General features: G+C 59.0%; 21 protein-coding genes. 16 read left to right on the top strand and 5 right to left on the bottom strand.

What is annotated here, in order from left to right; all coding sequences use genetic code 11:
• Nucleotide 1 precedes the first annotated feature (1 nt).
• A complete protein-coding gene (locus tag GUI70_RS16915) occupies nt 2-865 on the bottom strand; it encodes a manganese catalase family protein (protein ID WP_161883494.1) in 864 nt (287 codons plus the stop codon).
• A gap of 659 nt (nt 866-1524) precedes the next feature.
• On the opposite strand from GUI70_RS16915, the gene GUI70_RS16910 reads away from it, so the two are divergent.
• The 4 genes from GUI70_RS16910 to GUI70_RS16895 all read left to right on the top strand — a co-directional run bounded on the left by GUI70_RS16910 (nt 1525) and on the right by GUI70_RS16895 (nt 5357).
• Nucleotides 1525-1704, top strand: a complete 180-nt coding sequence (locus tag GUI70_RS16910) for an HNH endonuclease (protein WP_161883493.1) — start codon at nt 1525-1527, stop codon at nt 1702-1704.
• Nucleotides 1705-1960: 256 nt separating this feature from the next.
• Nucleotides 1961-2839, top strand: coding sequence for a pyridoxal phosphate-dependent decarboxylase family protein (locus GUI70_RS25040; RefSeq protein WP_272952890.1), 879 nt, complete (start codon nt 1961-1963; stop codon nt 2837-2839).
• A gap of 201 nt (nt 2840-3040) precedes the next feature.
• The gene (locus GUI70_RS16900; RefSeq protein ID WP_161883492.1) at nt 3041-4789 is read left to right on the top strand and encodes an ATP-binding protein; all 1749 of its coding nucleotides are present in this window, start codon (nt 3041-3043) and stop codon (nt 4787-4789) included.
• A gap of 115 nt (nt 4790-4904) precedes the next feature.
• Nucleotides 4905-5357 (top strand): response regulator, encoded by a 453-nt coding sequence (locus tag GUI70_RS16895; RefSeq protein WP_161883491.1) that lies wholly within the window; start codon nt 4905-4907, stop codon nt 5355-5357.
• Between the two features lie 57 nt (nt 5358-5414).
• On the opposite strand, the gene GUI70_RS16890 is transcribed toward GUI70_RS16895, so the two are convergent.
• Entirely contained in the window at nt 5415-6941 is a 1527-nt protein-coding gene (locus GUI70_RS16890; protein ID WP_161883490.1) for a sensor domain-containing diguanylate cyclase, read from the bottom strand.
• 282 nt (nt 6942-7223) lie between these two features.
• Between GUI70_RS16890 and GUI70_RS16885 the strand changes: the two genes are divergently transcribed.
• The 9 genes from GUI70_RS16885 to GUI70_RS16845 all read left to right on the top strand — a co-directional run bounded on the left by GUI70_RS16885 (nt 7224) and on the right by GUI70_RS16845 (nt 11160).
• The gene (locus tag GUI70_RS16885; RefSeq protein ID WP_161883489.1) at nt 7224-7451 is read left to right on the top strand and encodes an HNH endonuclease; all 228 of its coding nucleotides are present in this window, start codon (nt 7224-7226) and stop codon (nt 7449-7451) included.
• A gap of 86 nt (nt 7452-7537) precedes the next feature.
• A complete protein-coding gene (locus GUI70_RS16880; RefSeq protein ID WP_161883488.1) occupies nt 7538-7798 on the top strand; it encodes a hypothetical protein in 261 nt (86 codons plus the stop codon).
• Nucleotides 7799-7948: 150 nt separating this feature from the next.
• A complete protein-coding gene (locus tag GUI70_RS16875; RefSeq protein WP_161883487.1) occupies nt 7949-8194 on the top strand; it encodes an HNH endonuclease in 246 nt (81 codons plus the stop codon).
• Entirely contained in the window at nt 8194-8373 is a 180-nt protein-coding gene (locus tag GUI70_RS16870) for an HAD-IG family 5'-nucleotidase (protein WP_161883486.1), read from the top strand. Before GUI70_RS16875 ends, GUI70_RS16870 begins: the two co-directional genes overlap by 1 nt.
• A gap of 109 nt (nt 8374-8482) precedes the next feature.
• Nucleotides 8483-9283: an alpha/beta fold hydrolase gene (locus tag GUI70_RS16865; RefSeq protein ID WP_161883485.1), complete on the top strand. Its 801-nt coding sequence runs from the start codon at nt 8483-8485 to the stop codon at nt 9281-9283.
• Nucleotides 9284-9324: 41 nt separating this feature from the next.
• Nucleotides 9325-9816 (top strand): GreA/GreB family elongation factor, encoded by a 492-nt coding sequence (locus GUI70_RS16860; protein WP_161883484.1) that lies wholly within the window; start codon nt 9325-9327, stop codon nt 9814-9816.
• Between the two features lie 110 nt (nt 9817-9926).
• The gene (locus GUI70_RS16855) at nt 9927-10130 is read left to right on the top strand and encodes a hypothetical protein (RefSeq protein WP_161883483.1); all 204 of its coding nucleotides are present in this window, start codon (nt 9927-9929) and stop codon (nt 10128-10130) included.
• A 49-nt stretch (nt 10131-10179) separates the two neighbouring features.
• Nucleotides 10180-10461, top strand: a complete 282-nt coding sequence (locus GUI70_RS16850) for a hypothetical protein (RefSeq protein ID WP_161883482.1) — start codon at nt 10180-10182, stop codon at nt 10459-10461.
• Nucleotides 10462-10710: 249 nt separating this feature from the next.
• The gene (locus tag GUI70_RS16845) at nt 10711-11160 is read left to right on the top strand and encodes a globin family protein (protein WP_161883481.1); all 450 of its coding nucleotides are present in this window, start codon (nt 10711-10713) and stop codon (nt 11158-11160) included.
• A 73-nt stretch (nt 11161-11233) separates the two neighbouring features.
• On the opposite strand, the gene GUI70_RS16840 is transcribed toward GUI70_RS16845, so the two are convergent.
• Nucleotides 11234-11641 carry a hypothetical protein gene (locus GUI70_RS16840; protein WP_161883480.1) on the bottom strand — a complete coding sequence of 136 codons (408 nt, stop codon included), beginning with the start codon at nt 11639-11641 and terminating at the stop codon, nt 11234-11236.
• A 93-nt stretch (nt 11642-11734) separates the two neighbouring features.
• Nucleotides 11735-14170, bottom strand: a complete 2436-nt coding sequence (locus tag GUI70_RS16835) for an Ig-like domain-containing domain (RefSeq protein ID WP_161883479.1) — start codon at nt 14168-14170, stop codon at nt 11735-11737.
• Nucleotides 14171-14901: 731 nt separating this feature from the next.
• On the opposite strand from GUI70_RS16835, the gene tnpC reads away from it, so the two are divergent.
• On the top strand, nt 14902-16257 hold the full coding sequence (gene tnpC / locus GUI70_RS16830; protein WP_438503497.1) for an IS66 family transposase: 1356 nt from the start codon (nt 14902-14904) through the stop codon (nt 16255-16257).
• Nucleotides 16258-16275: 18 nt separating this feature from the next.
• A complete protein-coding gene (locus tag GUI70_RS16825; protein WP_161883478.1) occupies nt 16276-16644 on the top strand; it encodes a hypothetical protein in 369 nt (122 codons plus the stop codon).
• A 52-nt stretch (nt 16645-16696) separates the two neighbouring features.
• Here the strand turns inward: GUI70_RS16825 and GUI70_RS16820 are convergent, their stop codons facing one another.
• Nucleotides 16697-18121 carry an Ig-like domain-containing protein gene (locus GUI70_RS16820; protein ID WP_161883477.1) on the bottom strand — a complete coding sequence of 475 codons (1425 nt, stop codon included), beginning with the start codon at nt 18119-18121 and terminating at the stop codon, nt 16697-16699.
• 547 nt (nt 18122-18668) lie between these two features.
• On the opposite strand from GUI70_RS16820, the gene GUI70_RS16815 reads away from it, so the two are divergent.
• Nucleotides 18669-20297, top strand: coding sequence for an IS1182 family transposase (locus GUI70_RS16815; RefSeq protein WP_161883476.1), 1629 nt, complete (start codon nt 18669-18671; stop codon nt 20295-20297).
• Nucleotides 20298-20316 lie beyond the last annotated feature (19 nt).

Raw genomic sequence — 20316 nt, 5'->3', positions numbered from 1 at the left:
CTTACTGAGGTCGGATGACCGTCTCGGTATCGCTCTCTCCCATCTGCTGGGTTTCCGCATAACCGATTGAAATGGGTGGCGCCAGCTTCGGTTCCTCACCCATCGGCACATTGATACGTGTGCGGAACTCTCCTTTGCCATCGAGTGACGTACCGCTCGTCCAGCGCCCTTGGGGAGGCTGCACCCCGTCAATCCCCGTCGCGAAGAAGTCATAGCTGACTTCCGTCAATTCCTGACTCTGATCGAAGCTGTTGGGGATCGGTAACGTTCCTGTATGCCCGCCCAATTCCTCGATGACCGCCAGCCACTGCTGCTGATGCATGGTGTCACGCGCGATGAGGAAGCGCAGCATATCTTTCATGCCGGGATCGTCGGTCATCTCGAACAACCGGCACGCGAGCACCCGCCCCGTCGCTTCTGCCGCCACATTGGAATACATGTCGGCGGCGATATTGCCGCTGGCGTAGACATGCGAGCCATTGAACGGTACGCCGTTGGCATCGGCGGCCAGGGCTGACATCCCTGCAGAGAGAAACTGCCTGGGTTCCATACCGCCCAGGGTGGCGGCTAGCAGCGGATCTGCCTTGGCCATCTCCTCTTTCAAGAAGGCAGGCGAGCCTTCGAGGTTCATGGCGACGGCTGTGGCGAGCATCTGGATATGCCCGAGTTCCTCGGTGCCGGTTTCCATCAGCATATCCCGGTACTTGGCGGGACCACGGGCCCCGAATGACTGAAACAGGTACTGCAAGGCGACCCTGATTTCACCCTCGACACCGCCGATGGCTTGTTGAAGCATCTTGGCGAAAACGGGACTGGGCGTATCGACGCGGACGGTGTACTGTAATTGCTTATCGTGATAAAACATGCATTTCCTCCTGGATCAGGCGCTCAACTGGTTCTGACTCCAGTTAAATCTCTCGGTGAGGCTCCTATCCCCCCTTTGTCTAAAGGGAACTTGGCAGGGCCTTTACCCTAGATTTCCAAGTCGTTCATACGGCATCAAAGTAAGCCTTAAGCGACTCGCCGATGTGCGTTTGCGGCGGTCAGGTGCAGCGCATCCTGCAGTTGGCTTAAGCCGTTGCGCTGCCTTCGGGCGGGCACATGTACGAGGAAAAACGCGATGACCATCTGCTTTACCCGCGCCTGTTCCCGGATTGATTTCCCGATTCCTGCTTGTGCCAGCGGAGTTCGGTCTATCTGCTTAAACGTCATGCAGTGTGCCAAAAAGGGAAATACGGCAGATGCTCAGCTGGACTGGCAAGGCGACCCAACTGTCGTTCGCTCACTGGGGAGTTCAGCTTATGGGGTCTGGGCATGGGATCTTGGTTGTCTGCCTATGGATCGGTTGCTCCCGATGTAAAAGTACTCAAACGCACATTCGAGGGATATAACGCCAGGATATTCACCCTGGGCCGCGTAGGGTAAGAGTGAACATCCACTCGATTTGGCTCTTCTTCCCGACGGGAGTGCCGTGGTGCGCAAGCGCAAAAATACCTGAGACTTAGAAACAAGCAGACGGGCAAGATGGATCTCGCTCATCGCCGCGCCGCCGCGCGACTGGGCCGCCTGCTGCTTTTCGGCGAGGTTGTCCACCATCTCGACGGCGACAGCACCAACAACGCCTCTGAAAACCTTCTGGTCCTGTCCAGCCAGCGCTTCCATGCCCACATCGAGCACGTGCTGAGGCAGGAGCGCCGCAGCTAGATCCACCTCTTTCCCGAGATGCTCAATAGCGTCCGCCACCGCCCCAGGGGCACCCTCTTTGAAAATATCGCTCTGGAATGAGCCGCTGCGTCTCCCAGCTTTCCCGTTTGCCATCACCTCTTTCAGGCACGCAGCATTATTTCCAAACGAGAGTTTGCGGATTTTGCGGTATTTTGAGCCATGACCACCGCTCGGCACCAACCCCATGCGCTGCTGACTATCTCTGAGGTGGCAGAGCTCCCCCATCTAGAGGCTGGTGGACTGGCTATCCAAAGCGGCGATGCTGGCGGGATTTGGAGCCGGCAACGTGCGGGTGGTCGCTTCAGACAGCACCTTTGCCTTACGCGTGGACCTGCTCGAGGCTGCCATTCAAGCGGATCTGGCGGCGGGCCGCCAACCCTGCGCGGTGGTCGCTTCGGTCGGAACCACCACCACCGCGCTCGACCCAGTTGAGAAGATCAGTGCGCTCACCCAGCAGTACGGGCTGTGGCTGCATGTGGACGCGGCCATGGCTGGAAGTGCCATGCTCCTTCCCGAGTGCAGGTGGATGTGGGAAGGTGTAGAGAACGCCGATTCACTGGTCGTCAACGCCCACAAGTGGCTGGGCGCCGTCTTCGACACCAGCATCTACTACGTCCGTGACCCGCAGCACCTGATCCGGGTGATGAGCACCAACCCGAGTTACCTGCAAAGCGCAGCCGACAACCAGGTCAAGAATCTGCGTGACTGGGGAATCCCGCTGGGACGCCGTTTTCGTGCCCTGAAACTGTGGGCGCTGATACGTACCCAGGGAAGAGAAGGCTTGCAGGCCGGGTGCGATGAAGTCAAGGAACAGATCGCCACTCTCGAAGCGTTGATCGAGCGGGCTCAAGACGGTTCTTCAGCGAGACAGAAGGGGCTTTACCAGCGAGCCGAGGATGAAGCCCAGGCCGCTACCGTTCACCTCGATGTTGCAGATGCAGCCAAGGCCGGCGGCGAAGTTCATTCACTGAGTGCGACAGGGGAAGAGACCATCATGCAGATCACTGAGGTGAACGGTGCTTCTCCTGAGACACAGATCGACGCCCTGGAGCGAATGTCTGAGAAGGCTCAGGAGCAGGCCGATATCATCAGAAATCAACAGGAGCCGCTCTGATAACGGCCAGAATCAAAAGCGGTTTTTTGATTCTGGCCTTGGAGTCAAGTCGGTTTCTTGGGGAGATGAAGTTACTCTTACCTCCGTCCCCATATGGCCTTAAGGACTGATAACGGCAAATTGAGGGCAGAGCCTCTACGGTGAGTCATGCCTTCGTCGCCTGCCTCCGACTCAGAGCCGTTTTCTTCTCTCGCAGAGCGGTTGCAAGAGATCACCGAAGCACTCGCAGCGACCCATACCGAGCGGGACGTCATCGAGATCGTCCTGACTCCTGCCGTGCAGGCGCTCGGTGCCGTGGCCGGGATCGTGCTGCGCATCGACCACACCGACCAGCAAATGAAGATCGCCGGGAGCCAGGGCTACGAGGACGTCACCCGCACCATCTGGCAAGAAGGACCGATTGAAGACCACCAGCTGATCGCGGACATCTTACACATGCACCAGGCCATGTACTTCGAGCACGCCGGTGCCTTGAAGGCCGCCTACCCCGAACTTGAAAGCCGCACTGGCGGGCGGGCAGCAATCGCCAATGCGGCGCTGCCGATGTTCCTGGACGGTCAGCCCCTGGGTGTCATCGTGCTGGACTTCACGGAACCACACTATTTCACCGCCGCTGAGCGGCGCTTCCTGACCATCCTGGCCAACCAATGCGCCGTGGCGCTCGGCCGGGTGGAAGCCCTCCGAACGCTGGAGGCCCAGGTCGAAGAACGCACCCGTCAACTGGAAGAGGAGCGGGCAGCTCTAGAGATCTTCGTGACGTTCACCGAGGCGGTCGGCAGCCAGACCGATGTGAAGGTGCTGGTCCGGCAAGCCATGACCCTGCTGGAGGAAACGTGTGATGTTGAAGTGGCCCACGTTGAACGGGAGGGCGAGCTCTTCAAGGCCACCGAGTGGAATCCTTCAGCGGATGCCGCCCTTTTACCGCGCTTACAGCGCGGCTTCACCTTGCAAACCTCTGGCATCGCCAGGCTGCTTCAGCAGAACACCGCCGCCTTCATCGACCACTGGCAGCAGACGCCTCTGTTGTTCGAGGAGTCGGCCATTTTCCAGGCCGTGGCCGGATACCCCTACTTCGTGGCAGATGAACTGCAGAGCGTGCTGTTCATGGGGACGCGCCGCTCCGCCACCTGGACGGAGCGGGACAAGCGCATCTTCCGCGCCGTCTGCCGCAGCCTCGACCTCGCCCTGGACCGGGCACGTCAGGCGCAGGCGCTCACCGCTCAACGGGACGTGCTGGATGCCCGCACCCGGGCGCTCTCGCTCGCCAACGAAGAACTCGCCGCCTTCTCCTCTTCGGTCTCACACGACCTGCGCACCCCCGTACGGCACATGCTTGGCTTCCTGCGCCTGGCTCGCCAAAGCCTGGACGGCCGGCTCGACGAGAAAAGTGCTCGCTATCTCGACGTGGTGGAACAGTCAGGGAGGCAGATGGACACCCTGATCGATGCCATGCTCGACCTGGCCCACGCTGTGCAGCAGCCCTTCAGGCCGCAGCAGGTCGACCTGAACAAGCTCCTGGAGCTGATCCGCAAGGGCCTCCTCCCTGACCTGTTGACCCACAATGTCCAGTGGGAAGTCGATTCCCTGCCCTCGGTGCAGGGGGACTGGGACGCCCTGAAGCAGGTGCTGATCCAGTTGACCGAGAACGCGCTGAAGTTCACCCGAACGCGTGACCCGGCCATCATCCACATCTGGGCGGAGGATCAGGGCGAAGCCTGGGGGGTGTTCGTGCAGGACAACGGGCTGGGCTTCGATCCGCGCTATCAGGACCGGCTGTTCAACATGTTTCAGCGGCTCCATAGCGTTCAGGAAGTCCCTGGGACGGGTGTGGGGCTGGCCAGCGTGCGCCGGCTGATCCTCAAGCATGGCGGTCAGGTGTTCGCCGAAGGGCAGCTGGGCCAGGGCGCGACCTTCGGCTTTACCTTGCCGAAAACAAGCCCTAAGGATTGAGCAGTGTAATCTGCGGGCAGCTCGGGTGCACCCGACACCTTCCTGTATGTCACGCCGGTTTATAGAGGTTGTCGAAGCCCGATACGGCCAAGCGGAAAGCGACGAGGAGTGCACCATGACCAGGCCACTACGGGTGGTGTTGATCGACGATGACGCTACGGATCTCACTCTCGCTGAAGAGGGCTTTTCCCAGCTGGAGAGCCCCGTCATGCTCACTGGATATCAGGGTGGGGAGAGTGCCATCTCAGCCATGCAGCGGTCAGGCGCAGCTGTACCGGACGTCATCTTGCTGGACATCAACATGCCGAAGATGAACGGCTTCGACGTCCTCAAGGTTCTAAAAGCAGACGCACGGCTTCGCCTCATCCCTGTAGTGATGCTGACCAGTTCCAGTAACACTGGTGACATTGCTCAAGCGTATTCCCTGTACGCCAGTTCTTACGTCATCAAGTCAGCGAGCTTCGCGACCTTCGTCGAACAAATTGAGGGGTTGGTGCAGTTCTGGCTGAAGGCGCAGTCAGTGACGTGGCCCGAACAGATCAGCCCGATGAGCCACACCAGGCTATGAAGCTGGTTGCCCACCTCACTTCGCATGGTGCGGAGCATCAGCGACGCGCTCTGGTTGTTAAGCCTCTGTCCTCAATGCCTTGCGCCGACGTTTGGCCTCATACATTCGTGCATCCGCCAGTTCGACGACCCTGGCGGCGTTCCCCGCTTCCTCACGTTGCACGATACCCACACTTGTTCCTATGGAACGCACTGTTCCCTGGCGGGCGTTTAGAACCGCCATGTCCGTGACCTCATACACGGCCGCCTCGTCCCATTCCCCAGGAAGCAGCAGCACAAACTCGTCGCCACCCAGCCGGTAACTTTGCCCCCGGTCATCCACTTCGGACACCAGCCCCTGCCCGAACAGGCGCAGAATCTTATCGCCCTGCGCATGTCCCTCCGTGTCATTCAAGGCCTTGAAGCCGTCCAGGTCCATCATGACCAGGGTAAACGGCGTTCCCGCGACCCAGTACTGCGCCAGATCCTCATCGAACGCCCGGCGGTTGAGCAGGGTGGTCAGGGCGTCCTGACGGGCTGTGCGCCGCTCGGCGTCCAGCGCGGCGCGGCGGAGGATGGCGGCCCGAACACTCCGGCCCGCCGCTTCCAACAACACCCGGTCGCTGTTGCGCCAGGGCAGACGGCGCGCCTGACCGGTCCGTCCCGTCATCAGCAGGAATGATGTCCCCAGCCATCGGCCCAGGGGGACCCACGCCATGGAACGCAGTCCTGCCTCCACGGCCTCCGGAAGCGCGCTGGGATGATCCGGGTAGCTCTCCACGTAGTAGGGCGTGTTCAGGTCCGCCAGGCCTGTCGTGACACTGCTGTGCGTCTGGCTCAAATCCGTGGTCAACTGCTGCAGTGTCGGGTGAAGGTCGTCGCTGGCATGAACGATCTGGGTCTGAGGAACGCCCTGCTCAACGGTGACCAGCCCCGTCCAATCGGTGTGGAGTGCCTGACCGACCAGCGCTGCGGCCTGGAGCGCGACTTCTTGAGGCTCGAGCGGTAAATCCATGAGTTCATGAATGGCGTCCAAGGTGTGGGCATGCGTGAGGCTTCGCCGCAGATCGGCTTCGTACTCACCACGGGCATTCACCTGCCCCTGCACAGAAACAGCAAACGCCCGCCATTCCAATTCTCGCGTGGCGAGTGCGGCGAGATCCTGCAAGGCGTGGAGCGCCTCATCGTTGAGCGTCCGCACCTGGGTGTCCATAATGCACAGCGTTCCGATGCGGTGGCCGCTGGGGGTCTGGAGGGGCGTTCCAGCGTACAGCCGCAGGTGGTGTTCGCCCGTGACGGCGGGATGCTCGTCGAAGCGGTCGTCCTGCGTGAGGTCAGGGATGACCAGGGGTTGGTCTCGGAGGATGGCCCAGGCGCAGAAGGACGCTTCACGGGGCAGTTCGGGAACATCAAAGCCGACGTTGGATTTGTTCCAATGGCGGTCAACGTCAATGAAGTTGATGGCGGCGATGGGCACCTGAAGGAGCTGGGAGGCGAGGCGCGTGATGCGGTCGAAGACTTCTTCTTTTTCGGTGTCGAGGACGTGGTAGCGCGCCAGGTCGAGGAGACGTGCAGCTTCATTTGTGGGAACTGGAGCACCGGGCATGGTTCCAGTGTAAGAAGCACGTCTGACCGTTTCCTCATTCTCCTGTGAAAATCCCCGGTGGGTCCACAATCTTTCTGTCCTGGACGTCAAACCTGGCCATCAGAAGAATGGAAGAATGACTTTCGCAGGAGGTCTAATGGGCTGAGCAGCCTGGATGATGGGCGTGTGCTGGAGCGAGGGCATGATGAAAGGGCGGCGTGCTGGTGGTCTGGGATGATTGAGCAGAACAGCACCGTACAACTTCTGACATTCTGGAAGTCCGTCCAGCGTTAAGTGTCTGAGATGCCCAGAGCCGACACCAATATCCGCAACCAAACCATCAATGCGAAGATTCCCAAAGTGGTGCGGCTGGCCGTTCTACAGCGCGACGAGGGACGCTGCATCAACTGCGGGGCGACCGAATCCCTGGAATTGGACGCCATCGCCCCGCTCGCTGAGGGCGGGGCCATGGTAGAGAGCAATCTCCGACTCCTGTGCGCCAGCTGCATGGTGATCAAAGGAAGATGGTGATGTGGATGCTGGGTGTGTCGAAGCACGAGCGCTGGCGGTCTGGAATGACTAAAGGCACTGGGAGGGGGCCGTGAATGGAGCACCACATGATTCTGACTGAAGCGACCCTGCAGGGCATCCTGGACCTACAAGAACAATTGCTCATCGTCGGTGATCCTGTCGTCACGACCACGCAAGACGGTGATTCCAGCGTGGTGACGCTGAATGTTCAGATGCCGCTACGCCGCTTCCGAATCAACAAGTACCTTGACCTGGTGTACCAGACGCTAGAGGGCACCAGCACCAAGATGTACACGGTCCTTGTCGAGATCACGTCAAACGAGCTGGTTGGCTGGGACGAAGCGTGAGCGCGTCATGGCGGTCTGGAATGATTAACCAAAGGTCGCCGAAAGTCCATTGTCAGTCCAGGCATGGCACCGTGAGGGCATGAAAAACCAGTTTGGTCACCTTCTTGAAACGGTCTGTCTCTGCTCAGCAACCCGGCAATGAGCGAAGCCATGACGAGAAAAGGGATGACGCTGAATAAACAGATCATGGATGCACAAATTCCCGCAGTCGTGCGCCTGGCTGTCTTGCAGCGCGACGGAGCGCAATGCAGTCATTGCGACGCAACGGATACCCTTACCTTTCAACACATCATCCCGACAGACCAGGGTGGAGCAACGGTGCTAAAGAACCTGCGAGTCCTGTGCGCCACCTGCATGGAAATCAAAGAAAAGAAGAGTCGCGGCACGGTGGCCTGATGAAGTCTGCTGACACCGAAACAATCCAGGCACAGATCGAGCGTCTTCAGAACCAAGCTGAGCAGCTGGAGCGCCAGCAGATGGACATCCTCTCCTGGGACTTCGAGCGCCAAGCCATTCGGCAAGAGAACAAGTGGCGACGGGAACACACCAACGAAATGAGGCAACGCCACGAATGATTTTCTTCAACTGGAATGAGGGGGCGAACACCCTCGGCACTGCCCGCTCATGCCGACACAACCAGCAGGCTCTGCTTTTCAAAAGAGGCTGGATATAAACCGCTCGCCCATGAACGAACCTGCTATCGGCCCTGTTGATCGAGGGTGCCCGCACTTCAGCATGGTGGGGGGACTCCGGACCCATGCCAGGCTCTACGGCAAGTCCCACACCCAGACACTGGTGATTCTGCCCGGCATGGGCTGCGCTTCGTGGATGTATTACCGTTTGGCTCAGGTCTTATCGCGCCGCTCCCGCGTCTACGCCTACGATCCGCCCGGCCACGGCCGTTCGCGTGGCCGCCTCAGCTTTCCGACTTCCACAGCCGAACTCACGGACCACCTGGCGCTTTGGTTGCAGGTCAATCGCTTGGGCGGCGCGGCGCTGCTGGGCCACTCCCTTGGCGGAGAAGTCATGCTCGATCTGGCGGTACGCTACCCGTCCCTCGCCGGTCCCCTGATTGCCTGCTCACCGACCGGCATTCCCACCAACCCCCGGATACGCCTTCAGATCGGCCGCTTGCTACGCGACATGCCGGGTGAGCGTAGCGCTTTCTTGCTGCCTGCAACCGCCGCTTACCTCCGCGCCGGGCCGCTGCGTTTTTACCAGCTGGCCCGCGATATCAAAGGGCGCGATAGCCGTCCCCTGGCTGCCCATCTGAGCGTGCCATTGCTGCTGATCTCCGGGACGGCCGACCCCGTTGTTGCTCCTTGGCCGCTGGCCCGCCTGGCCGCGACGCTCCCGGGCGTCCGCAGCGTGACCTTGACGGGAGCACCGCATGCGTTGACTGATGCCGTGCCGTTGGAAGTCGCCCAACAGACCTGGATGCTCTTGGACAGCTTGGCGACGTCCACAACGTTGCTCGGCCATTGAGGCGTCTCCCTGAGAGGAACGTTGAGATCGAAAAGGAGATCATGAACGCACCACCGATCCTTCCACAACTGACCCAGGATGGTTACCAGCGCCTGGAGCAGCAACTCGAACGCCAGCGTGTCCGCATGGACGAAGCCCGCGAGTACGTCCGCGACCAGATGGAAGCCAACGAAGCCGAAAACCTCGGACTGGTCGAAGCGCAGGAGCAACTGGCCGCACTTGAAACGCAGGTCGCCGAGCTCGAAGACCTGCTGGCCAACGCCCAGGTCATCACCCAGGACGCTTCCGAACAAGGCCGGGTCGTGCTGGGAAGCACGGCCTTACTGACGGATCTGGCGTCAGGCCGCACCTTGCGGGTGCATCTGGTCTCACCGTTTGAAGCCGGGGGCGTGATCAACGGGGTGACCCAGATCACCCAGGCCAGCCCGGTGGGTGCCCAGCTGGAAGGCCGCCGGAAGGGAGACACCTTTCAAGTCCAGATCGGGGCCAGAACCATGCAGTATCAGGTCACCGAACTGGAGCTGCGCCGTTGACCCACCTCACCGTCAGCGCTCCATTCGGAGAAAGGGCCGGGCACGGTGGCGTGGTGAAGCGCAGGCACTAGCGGTCTGGAATGACTGAGGAGCACCAGGAGAGCACGTCAATGGATCACAGTGAACTGGTGAACCCCTCGGATGCCGAAATCATCCAGCTTCGGATCGAGCGTCTTCGAGACCAAGCTGAGGAGTTTGAGCGCCGGCAGAAGAAGATCCTCTCCTGGGACTTCGAGTACCAAGCCATTTGGGAAGAGCACAAGTGGCGACGGGAGCATAGGAAGGAAGGGCGGGGTGCTGGCGGTCCAGAATGATTGAAGTCGTGCCACTCAGAGAACGCTGAGCTGAAGGAGGAGAGAACGCGTGAGCGAACAGCACCTGGTCCTCCCTGAAGCCACCCTTCAGGCCATCCTCGCCCTGCAAGAACAGAAGATCATCGTCAGTGACCGCGACGTCGGGGTCGTGGTCATCCAAGAGGGTGATTCCAACGTGGTGTTCTTGAATGTTCAGATGACGCCGCCGCTGTTCCGACTCAACAAATACCTCGACTTGGTCTACCGGACGTTAGAGAGCACCAGCACCAAGACATTCACGATCTCTGTCGAGATCACGATGCACGAGCCGCTCGGCTGGGAAGAAACGTGAGTGCGCGTGCCGGGGGCCTGAGATGACTGAGATCGTTCGGCTGCTCGTGCAGATCGCGGTCAAGAAGTGCCTCACGCTCTCCTCTTCCGTCTCTGGAGAACGGTAGAAAGGAATCAGAGTCGTTCTCCGGAGGCCCGGTGACGCAGCGGTTACGGCTGAATTTCTAAGCTCGGTGCAGGAGGAACACCCCATGCACCGTACCCTGCCCCAGCCCACTCAGATCGTTCAGCCCGTCTCCCAGGTGCAGCCATGAACGCCCACCAGGTTCAGCTGGTGCAGCACTCCTTCACGCAGGTGCAGCCGATCGCCGAAATCGCCAGCGACCTGTTTTACGCCCGGCTGTTCGAACTCGATCCCAGCCTCAAGCCCCTCTTTCGAGGCAATATGCAGGCGCAGGGCCACAAGCTGATGATGATGCTGGGGGTGGCGGTGGCCAACCTCAACAGGCCCGAGGTGGTGATGCCCGCCCTGCAACGGCTCGGTGAGCGCCACGCGGGGTACGGCGTGACCGACGCGCACTACGCCACGGTGGGCGCGGCCCTGCTGTGGACGCTGGAGCAAGGCCTGGGCGACGCCTTCACGGCGGAAGTCCGGCTGGCCTGGGAAGCGGTGTATGGGCTGGTGGCCGAGACAATGCAGCAGGCTGCGCGGCGTATGACTGCACTTGAAGCATCCCCGGTTCGCCGCTCACTCATCTGAGTTGAGCAGCGCTGAAAGAGCGGCACACCCGAAACTGGGTGTGCCGCTTTGACGTTGCTTGAGGAAGCCGGAATCAATTCCCGCCGATCAGCATGTTGACCCGGTCGCCGACAAAGAACAGTTTCACGACCATGAACGATTGCTTCTTGCCCTCAAAGTAGATTTCAACGCCCTTGAACACCGCGTCGGTGCTGCCGATTTTCCTGTCGGTGTTGTGGTAGCCCAGTTGCGTGAACAAGCTGCTGAAGTCTTGTTCGTCGGCGGCGGGGGCACTCCACATCTCGGCCCAGTGGAGCAGCTTGCGGCCCTGACCGGGGTGTTTTTGCCACTGCTGCCAGGCGTAGCCACATTCACGCACCAGCGGCTTGGGAATGGCCACACGCCCGTTGAACATCTTGTGTGGATTGACAGCGCAGGCCCGTGCACTCGACGCACCCAGCAGCAAGACCAGCAGACCAGAGACCTTGACAGCGTTCTTCATAACTCTCCTTGAATCCAAATGGAATGAGAGAGAACCCTCTTTCTTGAACATGAAAGAAGGTTCTCTACGTGAAAAGGTGCTCAGACTTTAGAATCAGGGATGTTCGTAGGTGACTTGGATGTATGGGCGCTTGTTGATATCGCTCTCTTCTTGTGAGCCAATTGTCGTTACACGGAATTTGAAGTCCTGGCTTGATAGATAATTGTCGAATTCTCGTTGGATACGCCACTGCGACATAAAAGCTGATAGACCGGGGTTCTTGAAGTTATGGGTAAACGGCACTGTAATATCCAGAGAGTGGTAACCGATAGAAGGCCCTGGACTCTGATAAATATGCCGCAAAGTCTGACCTGAATTGGCGATTGGCGCATTCCATAATTGAACACCTTGGCCAATCAATGGAGTGCTGATATTGACCGCATCCAGATCTCCCAAAAGCTCAGGGCTATTATCCTTATAAAAGGCGCGTTCGACGGTATAGATATTGAGCACCGCCGAGTTAATTTTGGCGATCTTAGTATAATCAGGGAGAACGCTCATATTGAACTGAAAGAAGGCACGTTCATAATATCTGTCGCCGCTGCCATCAAAATTTTCCGAAAAACGTCCAATCCTATAGTCGCTACCGGTAGAATCATTTGGCTCAATTTCCTTCTGTTCTACATTATATCTCATGGCAAAACTCAAGTTTTTTTCGCTATACAGTTTCATAGTATCTTGCCGCATCAGGCGGAAGGTGCCGCCGACACTGCTGGCCTGCGCCAGGGGGTTGCCGGCCAGGTCGGTGGCGATATTGTTCATGCCCCAGATGATCGTCGTGCCGTACGGCAAGACCTCGTTGTACGTCATGGTCATCACGGTCCCGGCCGCGTTCCAAGCAAAGCTCTTCTTGCTGTCGGTCACGTTCGGCACCACCAGTTCAAAGGCCTTCTGCGTCGCTGCCTTATCCATCGCCTCGTTGAAGTTCACCGTGATGCTCAGCGGCGCATGGTTCACGCCCAGCGCACCATTGGTCGGCGTAAAGCCCGTCACTTTGGGCGGGACGAGGTCGCCGAACGGCGGCACGATGATGACAAAGGGCGCGGTCTTGAACGAGAAATAGTACGGTGCCGCCAGCGCCACCCCCGATGTCGTCTTGGCGGCGGTGCTCATCGTCACGTTGTAGAGGGTGTTCCCGGCAAAGTCACCCGTGCAGTACACGGCTTCGAACTCGTTATGTACGACGTTGCACTTCAGGTTCGCCACGACCGGGAAGAAACTGATGGCCTGGGCGGCGCTGGCCTGCATTGGCTCCGAGAACTTGACCATCACGCCCAGACCGGCGGGGTCCACCTTCTGCTGCGCTGGATTGGGCAGCGTCCCAATCACTTGGGGGATGGGCGCAGCGGGCGCTGGATTCTCCACCGTCAGGGGGAGATTGAGCGAGGCGCTGACGTTCCCGCTCGTGGCCTGCACCTGAATGGGGCTGGTGCCCGCCGGGCTGTTGCCCGTCTGGGTCAGCGTCATCGCGGCACTGTCCTGACCGTCCGGAATGGTCACGTCCGGTGCCGTGACATTGGCAGGGAGGTTCACGGCGTGCAACTTGACCGGGCCGCTGACATTCTTGCGCGTCACCTTGACGGTCAGGGAGGCCGGCGAGCCGGCCTTGACGGTCAGACTTCCTGGGGTGCTGCTGAGCGTCAGGCTCTGCGGCAAGGGATCGGGGATGGCGTCTTTCTGCGGCGACTTGAAGTTGAACGTGTACGGCTGAGCCAGCGGTGTTCCCACGCTGTCCTTGGCGGCAGTGCTGACCGTCAGGGTGTAGGCGGTATCGAACTGCGGGTCGCCACTGCACAGCACATCCGACTGTGCTGACCCGTTGATCACGCATTGAAAACTGTCAATCGCCGGCGTCACGCTGATGGCCTTGACCGCGTCTGCGCTCATCTCGTGCGAGAACTTCAGGTTGAGCTTCAAGCCGACCCCTTGGAAGACCTGGGCGTCGGCAGCGATCACTGTGGGCGCGGTGGGCAGGCTCTCAGCACTTTCCACCGTCAGCGGCAGGTTGAGCGAAGACTTGACCGTGCCTGAAGTGGCCTGAAGCTGCACGGTCGTGCTGCCTGCTGGAGTCTTGCCGGTCTGAGTGAGCGTCATCTCGGTGCTGTCCTGGCCCGCGTCGAGCACCACGTCGGCTGATGTGACGTTGGCGGGCAGGTTGCTCAGGTGCAACTTCACTGGCCCAGTGAAGTTGCTGCGCGTCACCTTGACCGCGAAGGTGGTGGGCTGTCCGGCCTTGAGTTTAAGGCTCTCTGGCGTGGCGACCAGCATCAGGGCCGCCTGTCCCATTGGCACGGGAGCGGCGCTCACCTTCACCTTGACCTGCACGGTTTTGTGGAGGCTTCCCGCGTCGGCGGCAAACGTCAGGGTGTCTTCACCAGGGACGCTGGCACTGCTCGCCTGAAGGTTGAGCTTAGCGGTGGTTGCTCCAGCCGGAACTGTCACGGCTGCCGCACTGAGGCCCGCAGGCGGATTGAGCAGGGTCAAAGTCACGGCACCCGTGAAGCCGCCGCTGCGCTGCAGGGTGGCGCTCAACTCTGCCGTGCCGGCTGCTTGAAGACTGACCATGGCGGGGGTCAGGTTGAAGGTGAAGTCGGCCTGGGGCACGGGATCGACGATCGGATCAGGGATAACCACCGGCGGGGTGGAGGCGCTGCAAGCGGCGAGGCTGAGACTCAGGATCAGGGCGGCTCCAATCAGGGTACGGTTCATGGTGTTCTCCTTTCAGGCAGGGAATCGGGCTCGGCCCCGAAGCTGAACAGAGCTTAGAAATCAGGCCGTAACCGCTGCGTCACCGCTGCGTCACCGTGAGGATCTGCGCCGTAACGCAGCACGGTGACGGCGACCTGCCAGCAGTGCATCTGCCCAGGACGCCTTAAGAGCAGGCAGCCGTTCCAGTGGTTTCCGGCGCGTCTGCTGAAAGACGTCCTGAGCCCTGCTGCTCGAAGCAGTGGGCCAGGCCTTGCTGTGGACGCTGGAGCAGGGGTTGAGCGATGCGTTTCCGGCAGAAGTCCGGCTCGCTTGGGAGGCGGGCCACTTTAGACCAACAACATTCGTGGTGTTCTTTCTGCTTCCCCTTTGAGTCGAAAAAATTCCTGTGGATCCACAGGAATTTGAGTCGTCAAAGTATGTTTTATAGGTGACTGCTCACCGGGGGGTCTTGCCGAAAAGAGTGGGATAGAGTAGGCGCTATCGAACCCTCAGCCTGCCCCCACTGCCAAATCCTGACCGCAGAATTGCAGAACGTGAGGGCTGAGCGTGACCGCTTGATGGCCAAGGTCCAGGACTTGAAGGCACAATTGCAGGCCGACAGCACGACCTCAAGCGCCCCGCCAAGCACCGACAAACCGTGGAAGCCGCAAAGCGAGCGCATGAAGACCGACCGGTCTTCGGGCGCTCAACTGGGTCACATCGGGAAGACGCTGGAAATGAGCACGCAGCCGGATGACGTCATCGTTCTCCCAGTCACTGGGCACTGTAGATGTGGTCAGGCGTGGGACGCAGTGCCGGTGCAGGACCGACTGGCTCGGCAGGTCTTTGACCTGCCAGAGGCACGGCTGCACGTCACGGAATACCAGGCGGAGGTCAAGATTTCCCCGTGCTGCACGGCTCGTCAGCAGGCGGTCTTTCCGACTACAGTACCGGGCCAGGTGCAGTACGGTCCTCGAGTTCATGCGTTGACGACCGTGTTGAACACCGTGCACTTCATCCCGCTGGCCCGCACCGCAGAACTCATCCGCACGTTGTACGGCAGTGCCCCGTGTGAAGGCACCGTAGTGCTAAATCTCAACCTGGCGGCTGAGCGCCTCGAAGCCTTCGAGGCGCAGCTCAAGGATGCCTTGCGGGCTGAACCGGTGCTGTACGCCGATGAGACGGGCAGCAAGGTGAATGGCAAGTTGCACTGGCTGCACATCGTGACCTGCGCGTCGTACACGCTCTACGGGCATCATCAAAGCCGTGGACATGATGCGCTGGTGGCCATGGGTGTGCTGCCTGATTACCGGGGGCTGTTGATGCACGATGCGTGGCGCACGTACTTGGCACTGCCGATGGATCACGCGCTGTGCAACGCCCATCTGCTCCGCGAGCTGCGGGGACTCAGCGAATACTTCCAGCAGCGGTGGGCGGGCGAGCTGCGCGAAGCGCTGCAACTCGTGTACCACCAGCGCAAGACCAAGATCCTGACGGCTGACAGCATCGTCGCGTTCAAGGCCCGCTTTGATGCGCTGGTCACGGCTGGGTTGGTCTCCAACCCAGCGATGGAACGGGTGGAGGGGCAGCGAGGTCGGGTGAAGCAGAACCGAGCGCGGAATGTAGCGCTGCGCTGTCAACGGTACAAACGGGAGATGCTGCGGTTTCTGGATGACGAGGGGATGCCGTTCGACAATAACCTGGCCGAGCAGGGGATTCGGATGATGTGTGCCAAGCGCAAGATCTCGGGCGGCTTTCGTTCGAAGCAGGGTGGGGCGGTGTTCTGCCGGATCCGGAGCTACGTGGCGACGTTGCAGAAGCAGGGCCTATCGGTATGGGACGGCCTAGTCAGCATCTTCGCTGGCGACGTTCTGATGCCCGCCTTCTAGCATTTAGGGGGTTGTACTGTGTCGAATGACTGTAATGCATCAAAATCAACGCGTCAACATGCTGAGCAGACACAGGAAGATAAGCATATGTCAAACAATCACAGCTCTAACCCTCCAAGCTACATATCAAATATTGTAGATTTGCTTAAAAGAATAGGAATTAATAATATTACAAGTATGGAATTTGATACAATTATTTCTATACTTTACGACGAAATGTCTGATAGGAATTTGGCAGAATCGTTAAGCTACGCTACTGGTGAAGATTATGCTATGTGTCTAAACCGTGTATATACAGTTGTATCGAAAAATGGAATATCTCTGAAAGAGAAGGCGAGAATGCAGATAATTCTAAAAAATAATGGATATGAAGATGATATTTGGTGACTGCTCAGCACATTAAGCCTCGTTCATGTGCTGAGCAGTCACTTTTATAGAATTAAGGGTATTCGTAAGTCACTTGAATATAAGGGCGCTTGTTGAGGTCTGCATTGCCGCCTAAACCCAACCTCAGAACCTTTGACATAGACTGACTGGTTTCGTCATGTTCCATCTTAATGCGCCACTGAGACAGGCCATAAAACTGAGCTGGGTTCTTAATATTGCTCGCAAATGCTGCCGTGATGTCAAATTCGTGGACACCTGGATGGAGAGCGTCAGGCAATATATGGTTAATCTGACTCGCGTTAATAATGGGGGCGAACCACAAACTACTCTCCTGCCAGTAAAGCGGCGTGGAAAGTTGATCCAACATCACCCCTCCCAAATCTTCAGGATGGTTGTCAGCCGCAATGGTAACGATTCCGAGTTTGGCCGAATTCAATTTGGTCATCACGCCAAGATCGGAGAGGTTCTTCAAAGGAAACTGAATAAAAGCGCGATCCGTGTAAGTTGGTGAATGGGCAATCTGTCCGATGTTCCCTTCTGTATCGCCAAATCCATTCACGCTAGAAAACGCGTGGTCTGTGGGCAGATACATGGAGTCTAGGTCTTTACCTGCGTCACTCAGCAGCTTGACCGTTTTTTGCCGAACGATTCTGAAGGTGCCGCCGATGCTGCTGGCGTTGATGAGGTTGTTGCCTGCCAGATCAGCAGCGGTGCTGCTCATGCCCCAGAACACCGTGCTGCCATACGGGACTGCTCCGCTGTAGGTCATGGTCATCACGGTGCCTGCTGCGTTCCAGTTAAAGCTTTGCTTGGAGGCGTTAAAATTGGGCACAATCATCTGGAAGGCTTGTTGGGTCGCGGCCCTGTTCATCGCTTCGCTGAAGGTCACTGTGGTCTTGAAAGCGTCGTGACTGATGCCCACTGTGCCGTCAGTGGGCGTGAACTTCAGAGTCGTGGGCGCAACGAAGTCACCGCCTGGCGTGTTTCCTGGGGCGTCAGGAGCAGCTTGGGCTGGCTCTCCTGCATCGCTGGCCAGTACGGTCAGCGCCAGACCCAATGAGGCGCTGACCGTACTGGCGCTGGCCTGCACTTGTAAGGTGGTGGTGCGGGCCGGACTTTTGCCAGTCTGGGTGAGGGTCAGCACAGCACTCTTCGTGCCTGCCAGGAGGGTCACATCGGGTGCGGTGACGTTGATGGGCAGGCTGCTCAGATGCAGCTTGATAGGGCCGGTCACGTTGTTGCTCTTAACGTTGACTGTAAAACTGGTGGGCGTTCCTGCGGTCAGGCTTAGCGCGCTGACCTGGCTGCTCAGGCTGAGGTTGGCCTGGCTGCTGGCTGGCCCCGCTGGAAGCGCTTGGCCCTGGAGTGTCACAAGCTCGCTGGAGGCATCAGTGGCAGGCGTAGGCGGTAAGGTGGCGCTGCAAGCGGCAAGGCTGAGACTCAGGATTAGGGCGGCACCCATCAGATTGCGGTTCATGGTGTTCTCCTTTCAGGCAGGGAATCGGGCTCGGCCCCGAAGCTGAATGGAGCTTAGAAATCAGGGCGTAACCGCTGCGTCACCGCAAGGCTCTGTGCCGTAACGCAGCACGGTGACGGCAACCTGGCAGCTGCACGATGGGCAGTTGTCGAGCGCCAAGAATCATCCAGAAATTCGGCGGAGCAGCATGAGGATGCAGGCGAACTGAACGAAGCTCAGGAAGGGCTGGGCCGAGTGCGCAGCACACGTGCGGTCATGATTCGCTTGATGCTCCGCCGGTTCGCAGCCCTTTGAACCCCACCAGAGCGACTTTCAAAACGCACTTTAAGGGCTTAAACGTTGTTCCAGTCGTCATTTTCACAACCAGGGACTGGCATGTTGGAAAGCGAGGTGTAAGTTCGCACTTCCGATTTGACCCCGAACTCTCGCCGCTGTGGTGCTCGTCGAACTCGCTTCTGACTGGCCAAGTAGCAGAGAAAATTCGCAGTATGGCCAGATATTGTTGGCGAATTCGCCTGGATCTCATGACCGAGCTGCATGATGGGATATGAGCCTGCATCCCCAGCCCATCGGCGAAATTCCCGAAATGACGGCCCGAATTGCACAGGCAGCGTTCCGCAAAGGTAACACCATCATGCGGCTACGCGATAAGTTCGGGGCACTCTATACCGACGTCGACTTTGCCCATCTCTTTCCCGTTCGGGGCCAGCGTGCTTTGGCACCCTGGCGTCTGGCGTTGGTCACCGTTTTCCAGTTTCTAGAGCACCTCACGGATCGGCAAGCGGCAGATCAAGTGCGGGCCAGAATTGACTGGAAATATGCCCTTGGACTCGAGCTGGACGACCCCGGCTTCGATTTTAGTGTGCTCAGTGAGTTCCGGACACGTCTGATTCATGTGAAGGCCGACCACCTGCTGTTGGACAAGATGCTGGCCCACTTCAAAGCGCAGGGTCTGGTCAAGGCGAAAGGCAGGCAGCGAACCGACTCTACGCATGTTCTCGCCCACGTTCGTGCGCTCAACCACCTCGAATTGGTCGCCGAGACGCTGCGGGCAGCGCTCAACGAACTGGCCACTCAGGCTCCAGACTGGACGCGTGGGATGGCTGAACCGGAGTGGTTTGAACGCTACGGCAGACGGGTCTTCGATTTTCGCTTGCCCAAAGGGCAAGCGGCCAGGACTGCGTATGCCACGACCGTGGGGAATGATGGTTTTCAACTGCTGGCTGCTCTGGACGCCATCAACGTCCCTGCGGGCCTGCGGGAATTACCGTTGGTTCAAACGCTGAATCTGGTGTGGACGCAGCATTTCGAATGCTGGAACGGCCAGGCACGACTTCGAGATGGCCCAGAGCTCCCTCCCGGTGCCGAGCGACCAGTTTCACCCTATGAATTAGAAGCGCGAGGCAGCACCAAACGGGGAATGTGGTGGTTGGGGTATAAGGCGCATCTGACGGAAACATGCGACGACAACGAAGTGCATCTCATCACGCACGTACTGACGACACCCGCCACAGGTCAAGATGTGAGTCAGACCCGTGAGATTCAGCAAGCCTTGATTGCTGGAGGACTGGAGCCGCAACAGCATCTAGTGGATTCCGGTTACGTCAATGCAGGACTATTTGCGGAGAGTCATCAACGAGGAATCACGCTCATTGGGCCGCCACGCCCAAATACCAGTTGGCAAACGAAGGTCGAAGGCGCCTTTAACGACCGTGCGTTTTCGATTGACTGGGACGCGCAGCAGGTCACTTGCCCACAGGGCAAGCGTTCTTCCAGCTGGCAAACCACCCCTGATCGACAGGATCGACCAGCGATGACCGTTCATTTTTTGGTGCGTGATTGTCAGCCTTGCCTCGTCAGAGCGCAGTGTACGCGGGCGAAATACGGCCCGAGAAGCCTCAAGCTGCATTCCCGCGAAGCGCACGAAGCGCTTCGTGCTGCACAGTCACAGGGATTGGGAAAAGTCTATGAAGCACGCGCAGGAATAGAGGGCACTATTGCGCAGACCACACGATCATGTGGTCTGCGCCAAGCCCGGTACCGTGGATTGGCCAAAACGCACTTCCAGCATGTGGTCACTGCGGTTGCGGTCAATGCGGCACGGGTCATCGCTTGGCGGCAAGGGAGATCTCACACCCAGACACCGACCTCGCGTTTCGCTGTACTGAGAGCCTGAATTCGCCAACAATATCTGG

The sequence above is a fragment of the Deinococcus alpinitundrae genome (genome assembly GCF_009982895.1).
GTDB lineage: Bacteria > Deinococcota > Deinococci > Deinococcales > Deinococcaceae > Deinococcus > Deinococcus alpinitundrae.
Note: the sequence above shows the minus strand (reverse complement) of the source record. Positions and strands in the feature narration are given on the sequence as shown.